Annotated in this window: 12 protein-coding genes; 9 read left to right on the top strand and 3 right to left on the bottom strand. The window is 61.9% G+C overall.

From position 1 onward, the window contains the following. Positions 1 to 189: 189 nt before the first annotated feature. The gene (locus AX760_RS22995; RefSeq protein ID WP_071835340.1) at positions 190 to 1,116 is read left to right on the top strand and encodes an SMP-30/gluconolactonase/LRE family protein; all 927 of its coding nucleotides are present in this window, start codon (positions 190 to 192) and stop codon (positions 1,114 to 1,116) included. Positions 1,117 to 1,125: 9 nt separating this feature from the next. Here the strand turns inward: AX760_RS22995 and AX760_RS22990 are convergent, their stop codons facing one another. Together AX760_RS22990 and AX760_RS22985 are read right to left on the bottom strand one after the other, a co-directional pair. After that, positions 1,126 to 1,848 (bottom strand): response regulator transcription factor, encoded by a 723-nt coding sequence (locus AX760_RS22990; RefSeq protein WP_071835339.1) that lies wholly within the window; start codon positions 1,846 to 1,848, stop codon positions 1,126 to 1,128. Then, positions 1,845 to 3,095 carry a GAF domain-containing sensor histidine kinase gene (locus tag AX760_RS22985; protein ID WP_071835338.1) on the bottom strand — a complete coding sequence of 417 codons (1,251 nt, stop codon included), beginning with the start codon at positions 3,093 to 3,095 and terminating at the stop codon, positions 1,845 to 1,847. The genes AX760_RS22990 and AX760_RS22985 overlap by 4 nt, the downstream gene beginning before the upstream one ends. A 289-nt stretch (positions 3,096 to 3,384) precedes the next feature. Here AX760_RS22985 and AX760_RS22980 point away from each other — a divergent pair, with 289 nt between their 5' ends. The 5 genes from AX760_RS22980 to AX760_RS22960 all read left to right on the top strand — a co-directional run bounded on the left by AX760_RS22980 (position 3,385) and on the right by AX760_RS22960 (position 8,768). After that, positions 3,385 to 4,401 (top strand): ABC transporter substrate-binding protein, encoded by a 1,017-nt coding sequence (locus AX760_RS22980; protein WP_071835337.1) that lies wholly within the window; start codon positions 3,385 to 3,387, stop codon positions 4,399 to 4,401. Positions 4,402 to 4,477: 76 nt separating this feature from the next. Beyond that, positions 4,478 to 5,947, top strand: a complete 1,470-nt coding sequence (locus AX760_RS22975) for a sugar ABC transporter ATP-binding protein (protein WP_071835336.1) — start codon at positions 4,478 to 4,480, stop codon at positions 5,945 to 5,947. After that, complete coding sequence (locus tag AX760_RS22970; RefSeq protein ID WP_071835335.1) at positions 5,944 to 6,891, top strand: ABC transporter permease; 948 nt, start codon at positions 5,944 to 5,946, stop codon at positions 6,889 to 6,891. The genes AX760_RS22975 and AX760_RS22970 overlap by 4 nt, the downstream gene beginning before the upstream one ends. Continuing rightward, on the top strand, positions 6,888 to 7,838 hold the full coding sequence (locus AX760_RS22965) for an ABC transporter permease (RefSeq protein ID WP_071835334.1): 951 nt from the start codon (positions 6,888 to 6,890) through the stop codon (positions 7,836 to 7,838). The genes AX760_RS22970 and AX760_RS22965 overlap by 4 nt, the downstream gene beginning before the upstream one ends. A 15-nt stretch (positions 7,839 to 7,853) precedes the next feature. Continuing rightward, on the top strand, positions 7,854 to 8,768 hold the full coding sequence (locus AX760_RS22960) for an SMP-30/gluconolactonase/LRE family protein (RefSeq protein WP_071835333.1): 915 nt from the start codon (positions 7,854 to 7,856) through the stop codon (positions 8,766 to 8,768). 6 nt (positions 8,769 to 8,774) lie between these two features. On the opposite strand, the gene AX760_RS22955 is transcribed toward AX760_RS22960, so the two are convergent. Next, complete coding sequence (locus AX760_RS22955; RefSeq protein WP_071835332.1) at positions 8,775 to 9,689, bottom strand: DMT family transporter; 915 nt, start codon at positions 9,687 to 9,689, stop codon at positions 8,775 to 8,777. A gap of 179 nt (positions 9,690 to 9,868) precedes the next feature. Here AX760_RS22955 and AX760_RS22950 point away from each other — a divergent pair, with 179 nt between their 5' ends. The 3 genes from AX760_RS22950 (at position 9,869) to AX760_RS22940 (ending at position 13,819) form a co-directional block, all read left to right on the top strand. Then, positions 9,869 to 12,178, top strand: a complete 2,310-nt coding sequence (locus AX760_RS22950; RefSeq protein ID WP_071835391.1) for an FdhF/YdeP family oxidoreductase — start codon at positions 9,869 to 9,871, stop codon at positions 12,176 to 12,178. Beyond that, positions 12,175 to 12,483, top strand: coding sequence for a hypothetical protein (locus AX760_RS22945; protein ID WP_071835331.1), 309 nt, complete (start codon positions 12,175 to 12,177; stop codon positions 12,481 to 12,483). Before AX760_RS22950 ends, AX760_RS22945 begins: the two co-directional genes overlap by 4 nt. 262 nt (positions 12,484 to 12,745) lie before the next feature. Continuing rightward, entirely contained in the window at positions 12,746 to 13,819 is a 1,074-nt protein-coding gene (locus tag AX760_RS22940; RefSeq protein WP_071835330.1) for a DUF475 domain-containing protein, read from the top strand. The last annotated feature ends 56 nt before the right edge of the window (positions 13,820 to 13,875 follow it).

The raw sequence follows: 13,875 nt of genomic DNA, 5'->3' as shown, positions 1-13,875 counted from the left end.
GCCCAACATCCATTCCCTGCGCACCCGGCAAGGAAAGACTTCCAAAGAGGCATATTCCGATGACCGCATTTCACCAGAAAAGCAATTTGCCACACTCCATGTTATCGCTATCATAAGAGCAAGACAACACACCTCTGTCGTTTGGCACAGGCTGGAAATATGAGGCAATGCGCAGGGAGGTGCTGACATATGTTCGGAGAATTGGAAGGCACGGGTTTCGAGGTCCTGGATCCGCGATTTGCCGCCTGCTTCGTCGGCCATGCGCGGGTCGAGCGGCTCTGGTCGGGTGGGCGGTGGCTTGAGGGGCCCGCCTGGTTTGGTGCCGGGCGGTATCTTGTTTGGTCGGACATTCCCAACAACCGGATGATGCGCCTCGACGAAACCGATGGCTCGGTCTCGGTTTTCCGCGCGCCCTCCAACAATTCCAATGGCAACACCGTCGATACGCAAGGACGCCTCGTCACCTGCGAACACCTGACGCGGCGGGTGACCCGGACCGAGCATGACGGCTCTGTCACTGTCATTGCCGACCGGTTCGGCGGCAAAAGGTTCAATTCGCCGAATGACGTCGTCGTCGCATCGGACGGCGGCATCTGGTTCACCGATCCGTCCTACGGCATCATGCACGACTACGAAGGCGACTATGGCGAGGCGGAGATCGACGGCTGCCATGTCTATCGCGTCGATCCACTCTCCGGCGTCGTCTCGAAGGTCGCCGACGATTTCGACAAGCCGAACGGCCTTGCCTTTTCGCCCGACGAATCCGCGCTCTATATCGCCGATACCGGCGGCACCCACCGGGACGAAGGCCCGCGCCACATCCGCCGTCTCGTCCTCGGAACGGACGGCAGGCTTTCCGGCAGCACGATCTTTGCCGAATGCACCAGCGGTTTCTTCGACGGTTTCCGCGTCGATCGCGCCGGCCGTCTCTGGACGAGCGCTGCCGACGGCGTGCATTGTTACGATCCCGACGGAACCCTGATCGGCAAGATCCAGATACCGGAACTGGTCTCCAACCTCACCTTCGGCGGCCCAAGGCGCAACCGCCTGTTCATCACCGCGACGACATCGCTCTATGCGGTCTATGTCACCGCAAATGGCCTGCGGCTGGGGTGATACCGGGCGTCAGCGGGTGTCCAGCCATTCGGCAAGCTCGGCCTCGGCGCGCTCCAGCGCGCTGTAGTTCAGGAGCTTGCGCAAGAGTGCCACGGTCACGGCCCGGGCCCGCAGATTGAAGCGGCCTTCGTCATGATCCTCCGAGGCGCTCTGGTAGACATCGAGCTTCTCGTAGAGTTGCTGAAGCCGGTTCTGGACGCTGCGCAAAGACAGGTTGCGGCGCCGCGCGATCGCCCGGTCGGTCAGACCGAGCGCAATATCGACGAGGATTTCATATTCGGTATCGCTGAACCCCTTGGTCTGGCCCAGGCTCTTCTGCTGCATGCCGCGCACTTCGCGATCGATCACGCATTGCGATTCGATGAAGATGCTGCGCAAAGCGAGCTTCAGGCGCTCGTCGGAGGCGGATTTCAGCACATAGCCATAGGCCGCTCCATCCGGCACGATGCGGGAAACGCCGCGCACATAGGCCTCGTCGGAATAGTTGGACCAGAACAGGATGCGCGTATCCGGGCGCTCCTTCCAGATCGTCCGCGCCGCCTCGATGCCGTTGCGATTGCTCATCTGCAGGTCCATGACGACATGGGCCGACTTGTGGTCGCGCGCCAGTTTCTCGCCGGCCGTGCCGCTTTCTGCCTCGATCACCGTGTCGCATTCCGGCAGCGCGGCGCAGACCGCCTCGTGCAGGTAGGACCGGTGCAGCGGGTCGTCTTCGACAATCAGGACTTTCATGCGTCATTCCTTGCGTTCTGGGCCCGCGGCACCTGCGCGGCGATCGGCAGATGGACGCCGATCACCGTGCCGCAATTGTCCCGACCCGCGCTGATCGCAAACTTTGCCGAGATCAGTCGCGCCCTGGTCTTCATATTGTCAATGCCGCCGCCATTGCGACGTCGTGGCTTGGGAATGCCGACACCGTCGTCACTGACCTCGATCGAGATGCCGTCGGCAAGCGCCCGCAGCCGCACCGTGATGCGGCGCGCCTGCGCATGGCGCACGGCATTGTTGATCGCCTCCTGGGCAATGCGGAACAGCGCCACGCAGACCGTCTGGTCGAGGCTGTCGATCACGCCGTCGGTCTCATCCAGAAGCGCAAGCTCGATCGCCATCCCGCTGTCGCGCACCGAACGGTCAAGGTGGTTTTCGACGGCCTGGGCGAAGCCGAAAAGCTGCAGCACGGAGGGCTTGGCTTCCTCGATGATCTGGCGAAGGTCCTGCATGCAGTGCTGCAGTCCGCGCGCCAGCGGCTCCAGCGTCTCTCCGGAAATATCCGGCTCGTGCGTCAGCCGTTCCAGCCGGCGCGACAGGCGCGTCAGATCGGCCAGCGTCTGGTCGTGCAGGTCCATGCCGATGCGCTGGCGTTCCCGCTCCAGGGCCTCGGTGAGGTTGAGCGCCCCGAGCCGCAAACCCTCTTCGCGGGCGCGCGCTTCGGCTTCGACAATGGCCGAGCGTTGTGCCTGTTCAGCCGCCCGCAACGCAAAGAAATACGGCGACAGGAGATCGGCGATCGAGCGCGCATTGGCGACGTCGTCCGCCGTATAAAGACCCACCGCATGGGACGAGCATGAGAGCGCACCGATGACGTCGCCCTCGACCTTGAGCGGCACGTGGATACGACTGCGCAGGTCCTGCTCGAAGATCGGCCGCACGAACGAGCCCTCGAAATTGAACCGCGGGTCGCGGGAGGCGTCGTCGCTCAGGATAAACGAAACCTCGCCCCACAGAAGCGTCCGGATCGGGCTGCCCGAGACCAGCGCCGGGGGATGGTTGCCCCAGGCCGTCTCGAGGCCTGTCTCATAGGCGGTGTGATACTTGCCGCCATGCATGATGATGCAGACGTCCAGGTGATCATGCGGAATGATATGGGAAATCTCGACCGCCACCGCACGGATGGCGGAGCGGAACTCGAGCTGTCCTGCCAGCAGCCTCGAAATGCCGAGGTAATGATCGAGCAGCGCCGAGGGCGCCATCTTGAGCATGATTGTCTTCTCCCCCGATCGCTTCCGCCGCCTCCACGGCCGAAACACCGGTTTTTCCGTCGCGCAGTAAGCGCCCGCGGGCCGCTGCGCGTCCTGCATGATCCCGCACCATTTACAGCAATAACCGCAAAGTCGCTGCCGCAATGTTCCTATACAAGCCTGCACTTCTATACCATCCTGACATTGTCGAGAGGAGGAAGCTCGGCATTTCACAAAAAAGCTCATCCACCGCTTCGGGCAGGATGAACAGATCCCGCTTCGTGAGAGCCGGATCAACAGGGAGAGAGAGATGAAGTTCAGAAAGATGCTTCTGGCATCGGCAGCACTTGCCTGCGTTGCCATGCCGATCCAGGCCATGGCGGACACAGCCGCCAAGAAGATTGCACTGTCCAACAATTATGCCGGCAATTCCTGGCGGCAGGCGATGCTGACGAGCTGGGAAAAGGTAACCGGTGAAGCGGTCAAGGCCGGCGTCGTCGCCGCTGCCGATCCCTTCACCACAGCGGAAAACCAGGCGACCGAACAGGCCGCCCAGATCCAGAACATGATCCTGCAGGGCTATGATGCGATCGTCATCAATGCCGCCTCGCCGACCGCCCTCAACGGCGCCGTCAAGGAAGCCTGCGATGCAGGCATCACCGTCGTCTCGTTCGACGGCATTGTCACCGAACCCTGTGCCTGGCGCATTGCCGTCGACTTCAAGGAAATGGGTCGCAGCCAGGTCGAATATCTGTCGAAGAAAATTCCAGCCGGCGGCAACCTGCTGGAAATTCGCGGCCTTGCCGGCGTGTTCGTCGATGACGAAATCTCGGCTGGCATCCATGCCGGTGTCGCCCAGTTCCCGCAGTTCAAGATCGTCGGCTCCGTGCATGGCGACTGGGCGCAGGACGTGGCGCAGAAAGCCGTTGCCGGCATCCTGCCGAGCCTGCCGGAGGTTATCGGCGTGGTCACCCAGGGCGGTGACGGATACGGCGCGGCACAGGCTTTCGACGCTGCCAAGCGTCCAATGCCGACGATCGTCATGGGCAATCGCCAGGACGAGCTGAAATGGTGGAAGGAACAGAAGGAAGCCAATGGCTATGAGACCATGTCGGTCTCGATCGCGCCCGGCGTCTCGACGCTCGCCTTCTGGGTCGCCCAGCAGATCCTCGACGGCAAGGAAGTCAAGAAGGACCTCGTCGTTCCCTTCCTTTCCATCAGCCAGGACACGCTCGATGCCAGCTTCGCCAGCACCCAGGAGGGTGGCGTCGCCAATGTCGAGTATTCGCAGGCCGACGCCGAAAAGGTGATCGCCGAAGCCAAGTAACATCTATCCTCTCAGCTGGCGGTTCTGCCGGTCTTTCGACCGCGCAGAACCGTCCCTTGTCCCGGGAAACAAAAGCATGACAGACGAACCGCAACGGCACGCGGTGATCGAGGTTTCGGACGCCAGGGTAAGCTTTGGCGCCGTCAAGGCCCTCGACGGCGTGACCATGACGATCATGCCCGGCGAATGCGTCGGACTGGTCGGTCACAATGGCGCCGGCAAATCAACGATCGTCAACGTCATCAATGGCGGCCTGACACCGCATTCCGGAACGATACGCTGCAGCGGCACCGTTGCGCCGCGCTACGGCATCGGCACCGCGCGTGCAAACGGCGTGCGTTGCGTCTTCCAGGAACTGTCGCTCTGCCCCAATCTGACTGTTATCGAAAACACCCGCGTCATGCACCGGACGCTGACCGGCTGGGGCTGGCGCCGCCGTGCGGCCGCCATCATCAAGGCGAAACTCGACGCAATCTTTCCGGGCCACGGCATCGACGTCGCTTCGCCTGTCAGCGATCTGTCCATCGCCGAGCGGCAGATGGTCGAGATCGCCACGGCTTTCTCGCAGGTGGCCCAGCCGGTTCGTCTCGTCATCCTTGATGAGCCGACGTCATCGCTCGATGCAAGCCTTGCCACGCAACTGCTCGCCTATGTCCGGACCTTCGTCGCCTCCGGCGGCTCCGTCATTTTCATCTCGCATATTCTCGGCGAAATCCTTTCGACCTCCGACCGCATCGTCGTCATGAAGGACGGGCGCGTGGTGGCGGAACGTGCGGCCGCAGAATTCGACGAGCACAGTCTGGTTGCCGCCATGGGCAGCGTCGTCAAGGGCCGCGACATCGCAAAGACCATCAAGCCGACGGACGGTCTGCAACCCCTCCTGACGGCTCCGCCGCGCCGCGGCAAAGGTCTACCCTTCCAGGCCTTTTCCGGCGAGATCATCGGCCTTGCCGGGCTTGGCGGGCATGGCCAGACGGACGCGCTGGTCGATCTCTATCTGTCGCGCACCGGCAGCTGGCTGAACGGGCGCGCGCCACAGGTCACCTTCGTGGCCGGCGACCGCGCGCTGAACGGCGTTTTCCCGCTCTGGAGCATCCTGAAGAACCTGTCGATCGCGCACCTGTCCGGCCTGTCGCGCCGCGGCGGCATGCTGGACGATCCGGGCGAGGCGGCGCTGGGGCAGGCCTGGAAGGAGCGCATCGAAATCCGCACGCCGGATGTCGACAATCCGATCCTGTCGCTGTCCGGCGGAAACCAGCAGAAAGTCCTGTTCGCCCGGGCGCTCGCCACACCGGCACCCGCCGTCCTGATGGACGATCCGATGCGCGGCGTCGATATCGGCACGAAACAGGAAGTCTACGCGATCCTGCGGGCCGAAGCCGAGAAGGGCCGGACCTTCATCTGGTACTCGACCGAGATGGACGAGGTCTGCCTCTGCGATCGGGTCTATGTCTTCAACAATGGCGCGATCGTCGCCGAACTCAAGGGCGACGACGTGACGGAAAAGAACATCCTGGCCGCATCCTTCATGGGCGCTGCCGCATGAGAAAGATCCTGTCCTCCGATACCATCCGGCTGCTGATCCCGGCTTTATCGCTGACCATCCTCCTGATTTCGGTCTTCTACCTGCAGCCACGCGCAATGAGCTATACCGGGCTGAACCTCCTGTTCAATCTTTCAGTGCCGATCGCGCTTGCGACCATCGCACAGATGCTGATCATGACCGTCAACGACCTCGATCTGTCGATGGGCACCTTTGTCAGCTTCATCGCCTGCGTTGCGGCGACCTTCCTGCAGGCGACGCCGGTGCTCGGCATCCTCATCCTTGCGGCTGCAGTCGCCACCTATGCCGCAATGGGCGTCCTCATCCATGTGCGAAACCTGCCCTCGATCGTCGTCACGCTCGGCATGAGCTTCGTCTGGGGCGGGCTTGCTGTGCTTATCCTGCCGGCACCCGGCGGCCAGGCGCCGGAATGGATCCGGGCCGTGATGATCTCGAAACCGCCCTTTGTGCCGATGGCGATCATTGCCAGCATCACCATCGCGGTCGTTTCGCATTTCCTGATCATGCGATCCTCCTTCGGCGTCATCCTGCGCGGCGTCGGCGGCAATGCGCGGTCGGTCGAACGCGCCGGCTGGTCGATCATCCGCGCGCGCGCCGCAACCTATGCACTCGCCGCCGTGTTCGCCATCCTGGCCGGCATCTCGCTGGTCGGGCTGACCACCGCGGCCGATGCCAACATCGCGCTGCGCTACACGCTGCTGTCAATCGCAGGTGTCATTCTCGGCGGCGGCGAATTCACCGGCGGCCGGGTATCGCCAATCGGCGCGGTCATCGGCGCCCTGACGCTGACACTGGCCGGCTCGTTCCTGTCATTCCTGCGGATTTCGCCTGACTGGCAGATCGGTGCGCAAGGCGCCATCCTGATCGTCGTGCTCGGCCTGCGGCTGCTGCTCAATCGCCTCGAACGTCGGGAGAAACGCGCATGACCCGCCTTGCCGCTCTCGCCCGCCGCCCCTGGATCTGGTCCTTCGTTGCCGCACTGACCGTCTGGGCTGCGACCATCCTGTTTACCGGCGGATCCAGCACGGTCGGCCTCAGCCAGGCAGCGCTTACCTTTGCCGCCTTCTCGATCCTGGTCGGCATCGGCCAGATGTTCGTCATCACGCTCGGTCCCGGCAATATCGATCTCTGCGTGCCTGCCACCATGACGCTGGCCGGCACGGTGGCGCTCAAATTCATGGACGTTGACAACACGTTGATCCTGCCCGGTCTCATCGTCGCGATCGCCATCGGCGTCGCTGTCGGCATCGGCAACTATGCCCTGATCAAGCTCCTGCAGATCCCCCCGATCATCGCCACCCTGTCGATGAGCTTCATCGTGCAATCGACGGCGATCTGGACCAATCGCGGACTTCGGATCAAGCCGCCGGAGGCGCTGGCCAAATTCACCACGGAAACGAGCTTCGGCATCCCCAACGTCGCCTTCGTCGCTCTGGTCCTGTCCGTGCTTGCTTATGTCCTTCTGCAGAGAACAGTCTATGGCCGCTGGATCGCCGCCATCGGCCAGAGCATCCGCGCCGCGCGCATGGCGGGCATCCCGGTCGATGGCACGCGCTTCGTCACCTATATTCTCTGCGCCGTGCTGGCCGCGATCTGCGGCTACCTTCTGGCAAGTTTCTCCGGCGGTGCAGCACTCAATATGGGTTCCGAATACCTCCTGATGTCGATTGCCGTCGTCGTCATCGGCGGCACCGCGGTTGCCGGCGGCGACAGCAACGTGCCCGGCATCTGGGGCGCCTCGCTGTTCATGTTCCTGGTGGTATCGATGCTCAACACCTATGGCGCCGGCGCCGGTATCCGGCTCATTATGACCGGCCTCATCATTATTGCCGTCATTGTCCTTGCCGGCGGCCGCAACCCAAACCAACGATAGTCACGGAACCATCCCATGCCAGCGTCCTCGCCATTCGAAGTCCACGACAACAGGTTCAAGGCGCTGTTCAACAGCAGCGCCCGGCTCGAGGAGCTCCATTCCGGCTGCCGGTGGGCCGAAGGACCTGTCTGGTTCGATGATGCCCAGCATCTGCTGTGGAGCGATATTCCCAACCAGCGCATGCTGCGCTGGACACCGGACGGCCAGGTATCGGTGTTCCGCAGCCCCTCGAATTTCGCCAACGGCCACACCCGCGACCGCGAGGGCCGGCTTGTCTCCTGCGAACACGGGACGCGCCGCGTCACCCGCACCGAGCCCAATGGATCGATCACGGTTCTCGCCGACAGCCATCAGGGCAAGCGGCTGAATTCACCGAACGACGTCATCGTGCATTCCGACGGCTCGATCTGGTTTACCGACCCGACCTATGGCATCCTGTCCGACTATGAGGGCTACAAGGCCGATCCGGAGCAACCGAGCCGGAACGTCTACCGGCTCGACCCCGCAACCGGCGTCCTCAACGCCGTCGTCAGCGACTTTCTGCAACCGAACGGGCTTGCCTTCTCGCCTGATGAAAAACGCCTCTACATTGCCGATAGCGGCGCAAGCCACGAGGACGGCGCGCCGCGCCATATCCGCATGTTCGATGTCACCGATAGCGGCACGCTCGCCAATGGCCGGGTGTTCTGCCATATCGACACGGGAATTCCGGATGGCATGCGGGTTGATATCGCCGGCAATGTCTGGTCGAGCGCCGCAGACGGGGTGCATTGTTTTGCGCCGGATGGCGCCTTGCTGGGCAAGATCCTGGTGCCGCAGACAGTCGCCAACCTCACCTTCGGCGGTCCCCGCCGCAATCGGCTGTTCATCACGGCAACACAATCTCTCTATTCGGTCTATGTCACCGCAACCGGCGCACAGCGGCCCTGATGCGACTCAAGCCGCGCGGCTTTCCCGCCGCTTGATCTGCTGCTCGCGAAAGAAGATGAACAGGCCGGCTGCGACGATCATGCCTGCCCCTGTCAGGGTCGTCAGCTTCGGCGTATCGCCGAAGAATGCCCAGCCGAAAATGATCGCCCAGAGCAGCAGCGTATATTGCAGCGGCACCACCGTTGCAGCGTCCGCAAGTTTTAACGCGCGCGTGACGAAGATGTGGGCGAGCATGGCGACGACGCCAAGCAGGCAGAGCATCATCAGCGGCTGACCGGATACAGGGGTCCAGCTGGCGGGCTGGATCGCCAGGCCGAAACCCGAAAAAATCAGCGCACCCGTAACCTGCCAGAAGATCAGCGTCGTGTCCGACGTCTCCCGCAATGTTCGCCCCAGCAGGATGGCAATGGCAAAGGCGGCACTACCAGCGATGGCGATCAGGGCCTGCAGCGACAGACTTTCACTGGAGGGCTCAAGCGCAACAACGACACCGGCAAATCCGAACAGGATGGCCGACCAGCGGCGCCATCCGACCTTTTCGCCCAAAAGGAAGGGGGAGGCTGCGGCAACATAGATCGGGGCGGCAAGCCAGTAGGTCATTGTGTCGGCAAGCGACATGTAGCTGACCGCGAAATAGAAGGCGGAGGCTTCGGCCGCAAAGAGCAAAGCCCGAAGTCCGTGCAGCCAGGGCCGATCGACCATGATCAGGCTGCGCCAGCCTCGCCGAATGAGAAACGGCGACAACACGACCAGCGCCGCCAGACTTCGGATCAGCATCAGTTGCGTGACAGAATAGGACGCGACAAGCCATTTGCCCATGACGTCGTTGAGCGAAAACATCAGCATGCTGAGCAGCATGATGAACACGCCGTTGCGCGTGGCATTGCCGGAAACGGGGTGGGCAGCGCTCGTGGTGCTCATATCGGGGCTCTTTGTCGGTTTCCTCCCGCACGTTGCATATTTCGCAACCGGCATCCATCCCGCAAAACGGATGGAATCATCACGATTGCGAATAGGTGCCTCGATTCACTTTTGCATTGCAGCATCCGACGTTATATCTGACCTACAACGTTCAGGTTTTCGGTCGGGCAGGCATGGTGATGAGCAAGACGGATTTTATCGGCAAGAAATCGGCCGCGGCCGGTGGCTGGGGCGCATTGAAAAGCTGCGGAAAGCGGCTGCTGGAAAGTGGATCGCCGATTGCCGGCGCCCGCGCACTCATGAAAGCCAACCAGCCGGACGGTTTTGATTGCCCTGGCTGTGCCTGGGGCGATCCGGAACACGGCTCATCCTTCGAATTCTGCGAAAACGGCGTCAAGGCCGTAGCCTGGGAAGCGACCGACAAACGCACCACACCCGACTTCTTCACGCTGCACACCGTCTCGCAATTGCGCGAATGGAGCGACTATGATTTGGAGCATCAGGGCCGGCTGACGCAACCGCTGCGCTACGAACGCGCCACCGACAGCTATGTCGCCGTCGACTGGGAAACCGCCTTTTCCGAAATCGGCGCTATCCTGAAAGGCCTGGACAGCCCTGACAGGGCCGAATTCTACACATCCGGCCGCGCCTCGAATGAAGCGGCTTTCCTCTACCAGTTGTTCGTGCGGCTCTACGGCACCAACAATTTTCCCGACTGCTCGAACATGTGCCATGAAGCGAGCGGCATCGCGCTGAAACAGGCAATCGGTGTCGGCAAGGGAACCGTGCTGCTGGAGGATTTCGAGAAAGCCGATGCGATTTTCGTCATTGGCCAGAATCCCGGCACCAATCATCCTCGCATGCTCGGAGACCTGCGCCGGGCGGCGCAGCGCGGTGCGAAGATCGCGGTTTTCAATCCGGTGCGCGAACGCGGCCTGGAACGCTTCGCCGACCCGCAGGCCAAGATCGAGATGATCACCGGCAGCTCGACGCCGATCGCCAGCGATTATTTCCAGCCGCGTCTCGGCGGCGACATGGCGGCGGTGCGCGGCATGGCAAAGGCCGTGTTTGCGGCCGATGATGCAGCGCTTGCCACTGGGCAACCTTCCGTTCTCGACCGCGCATTCCTTTCAGAACACACCGTTGATTTCGAAGCCTATCGCGCCGCCGTCGATCAAACGACATGGGAGGCGATCGAGGACCAGTCCGGCCTGACACGCGCCGAGATCGAAAAGGCTGCCTCCATCTATCTTGCTGCCGAACGCGTCATCTGCACCTGGGCAATGGGCGTAACACAGCACCGCCATTCGGTGATCACCATCCGCGAGATCACCAGCTTCATGCTGCTGCGCGGCAATATCGGCAAGCCGGGTGCCGGCCTTTGCCCCGTGCGCGGCCACTCCAACGTCCAGGGCGATCGCACCGTCGGCATCAACGAGAAACCCCCTGCGGCCTTCCTTGATGCGCTCGAGAGGGAATTCGGCTTTGCTGCCCCGCGACAGGCAGGCCACAACGTTCTTGGGGCCATCGGCGCCATGCTCGATGGCTCTGCGCAGGCCTTTATCGCGCTTGGCGGCAATTTTGCCCGCGCGACGCCGGACAGCCCATTGATTGCCAAGGCCCTGCAGTCGCAGCGGCTCACGGTCAATATCGCCACCAAGCTCAATCATTCCCACCTTTTGCCGGGGGAAACCAGTTTCATCCTGCCATGCCTTGGCCGGACCGAGATCGATCGTAATTCGAAGGGCGTGACGCAGATCGTAACGGTCGAGGATTCCATGAGCATGGTCCACGGTTCGGGCGGCATCAACGCGCCCGCCTCCCCGCAATTGCGCTCAGAAGTCGCGATCATCGCCGGCATGGCGGCGGCGACCGTTGGGTCGGGCATCGTTGACTGGGCAGCGCTCGCAGATGATTACGACCTGATCCGCGATCATATCGCCAATGTCATTCCAGGGTTCCAGGATTACAACATCCGCGTCCGCAAGCCGCGCGGTTTCCACCTGCGCAACGACGCGGCCCATCGCGAATGGGCGACGGAGACGAAGCGGGCCGGCTTCTGGGCAGGTGCTTTGCCTGAGGCAACGGAACATCAGGACGCACGCGACCGCGAGGGGGTCTTCGTGCTGCAGACTTTCCGCTCCCACGACCAGTACAACACGACGATCTACGGCATGGATGATCGCTATCGCGGCGTCTACGGGGAGCGCAAGGTCATCTTCATGCATGCGGATGACATGGCGGCGCTGGGGGCTGCTGCCGGCGACCGCGCCGATATCATTGGCGAACATGGTGACGGTGTCGTTCGCATGGCGCAAGACTTCCGCTTCGTTCCCTATGATATCCCGCGCGGTTGCGTGGCCGGTTATTATCCGGAACTGAACGTCCTTGTCCCTCTCTCCAGTGCCGGCGCCGACAGCGATACGCCGACCTCGAAATCCGTGCCCGTCTCCTTCCGCCTGAGAACACCGGTCGAAATGGCCCCATGAAAGACGAAACGGCCGCTGGCGATTTTATTGACCGGGTCGAGGCGATCCGGCAGCAGGAAACTTACCTCTCGCCTCTTGCGGCAGGGATCGTTGTGGCCCTGTCCATGGATATCGCAAGCGACAGCCGCAGCCTTGCGAAAGCCCTCGGCATTGCCCATGCCCTTGTCTTGCGGGAAATCAGCCTGATGACTGGACCGGCTACACTGGTAAACATCCGCGCACGCGATGCCCGGACCCAGCGAACACATTTAATATTGAGCGAAAAAGGCACGTCTATTCTGGCTGCAATTACGCTCAAGACTTGACCTTACTTCAAGACTTGGTCCATAAAAGATGACTTCGTAGCACAGGGCTTAGACAAATACCTGCGGAGCGAACCTGGTGCCGGGCCCCTCTGGCGAGAGTTTTAAACGGCGCTCTCGTGATGTCGGTATCGCCAGCAATCAGCCGGCGGAATGTAAAGATGAAAATCCACCCAATGCGTTCTCTGCGTGCCCGTGACGGCATGCGGGTGTCCTTCCCTAGTGCTGCCTTCGATCAGTCCGCTTTCGTTGCGGAGGTCCGGCCATGACCCCTGTTTCCTCTACAAGCAGCACAAGCACTCTTGGCTATCTCAAATGGGCCTTTATCGCGACCGCTGTCGGCCTCGTGCTCGGCGCCTGGCTCGGCTGGCAAACCACCGGCACGATCAGCGGCATGGCCACCATATTCTTCATCTGCGCCGTGCTCGCCGTACTCGAAATCTCGCTTTCCTTCGACAATGCGATCGTCAATGCCAACAAGCTGAAGGACATGACGCCGGTCTGGCAGAAACGCTTCCTGACCTGGGGCATTCTCATCGCCGTCTTCGGCATGCGCATCATCTTTCCGCTGCTGATCGTCGTCATCGCGGCAAACATCGGCCCGATCGACGCCATGGTTCTCGCGGCATCGAAGCCGGAGGAATATGCCCGGATCATGAACAACGCGCATCTGCCGATCGCAGCCTTCGGCGGCACATTCCTGATGATGGTCGGCCTGAAATTCTTCTTCGACCATGAAAAGGACGTGCACTGGATCGCCTGGCTTGAACGCAACATGTCGCGTTTTGCCACCATCAAGGGCGTCGAGATCGCTTTTGTTCTGACGATCATACTCGTGTTCTCGTCCCTGCTCGAGGGTGAAGAGGCAACGACCTTCGTCTACTGCGCGATCTACGGTCTCCTGACCTTCCTCGCGGTCGAGGTGGTCGGCGGCCTGCTGGACGCCTCGCAACAGACGATGAGCGCTGCAGCCAAGGGTGGCCTCGGTGCCTTCATCTATCTCGAAGTGCTGGATGCCAGCTTCTCCTTCGACGGCGTGATCGGCGCCTTTGCCCTGACGCAGAACCTCTTCGTCATCGCCATCGGGCTTGGGATCGGTGCCATGTATGTGCGCTCGATGACCATCATGCTGGTGGAAAAGGGTACACTCGCCGAATACCGCTATCTCGAGCATGGCGCATTCTACGCCATCCTGATCCTGTCGGTGATCATGTATTGCCAGACCCTCGTGCATATCCCGGAAGTCATAACCGGCCTTGGCGGCGCGGCCCTGATCGGCGTGTCTCTGTGGTCCTCCATTCTCTACAACCGGCGGGAACTTCTCGAAGCGCACGGCTGAAACCGGCCTACGCGACACAGCATGAAAAAGCCCGCCAGTCGTGAGACAGGCGGGCT

The sequence above is a fragment of the Pararhizobium antarcticum genome (assembly GCF_001885585.1).
Lineage (GTDB): Bacteria > Pseudomonadota > Alphaproteobacteria > Rhizobiales > Rhizobiaceae > Pararhizobium > Pararhizobium antarcticum.
Note: the sequence above shows the minus strand (reverse complement) of the source record. Positions and strands in the feature narration are given on the sequence as shown.

What these genes read in the sequence shown, in the direction of transcription:
- AX760_RS22990 (WP_071835339.1), bottom strand. Translation starts at nt 1,848, where the DNA reads ATGAAAGTCCTGATTGTCGAAGACGACCCGCTGCACCGGTCCTACCTG.
- AX760_RS22970 (WP_071835335.1), top strand. Translation starts at nt 5,944, where the DNA reads ATGAGAAAGATCCTGTCCTCCGATACCATCCGGCTGCTGATCCCGGCT.
- AX760_RS22975 (WP_071835336.1), top strand. Translation starts at nt 4,478, where the DNA reads ATGACAGACGAACCGCAACGGCACGCGGTGATCGAGGTTTCGGACGCC.
- AX760_RS22945 (WP_071835331.1), top strand. Translation starts at nt 12,175, where the DNA reads ATGAAAGACGAAACGGCCGCTGGCGATTTTATTGACCGGGTCGAGGCG.
- AX760_RS22955 (WP_071835332.1), bottom strand. Translation starts at nt 9,689, where the DNA reads ATGAGCACCACGAGCGCTGCCCACCCCGTTTCCGGCAATGCCACGCGC.
- AX760_RS22985 (WP_071835338.1), bottom strand. Translation starts at nt 3,095, where the DNA reads ATGCTCAAGATGGCGCCCTCGGCGCTGCTCGATCATTACCTCGGCATT.
- AX760_RS22995 (WP_071835340.1), top strand. Translation starts at nt 190, where the DNA reads ATGTTCGGAGAATTGGAAGGCACGGGTTTCGAGGTCCTGGATCCGCGA.
- AX760_RS22950 (WP_071835391.1), top strand. Translation starts at nt 9,869, where the DNA reads ATGAGCAAGACGGATTTTATCGGCAAGAAATCGGCCGCGGCCGGTGGC.
- AX760_RS22965 (WP_071835334.1), top strand. Translation starts at nt 6,888, where the DNA reads ATGACCCGCCTTGCCGCTCTCGCCCGCCGCCCCTGGATCTGGTCCTTC.
- AX760_RS22960 (WP_071835333.1), top strand. Translation starts at nt 7,854, where the DNA reads ATGCCAGCGTCCTCGCCATTCGAAGTCCACGACAACAGGTTCAAGGCG.
- AX760_RS22980 (WP_071835337.1), top strand. Translation starts at nt 3,385, where the DNA reads ATGAAGTTCAGAAAGATGCTTCTGGCATCGGCAGCACTTGCCTGCGTT.
- AX760_RS22940 (WP_071835330.1), top strand. Translation starts at nt 12,746, where the DNA reads ATGACCCCTGTTTCCTCTACAAGCAGCACAAGCACTCTTGGCTATCTC.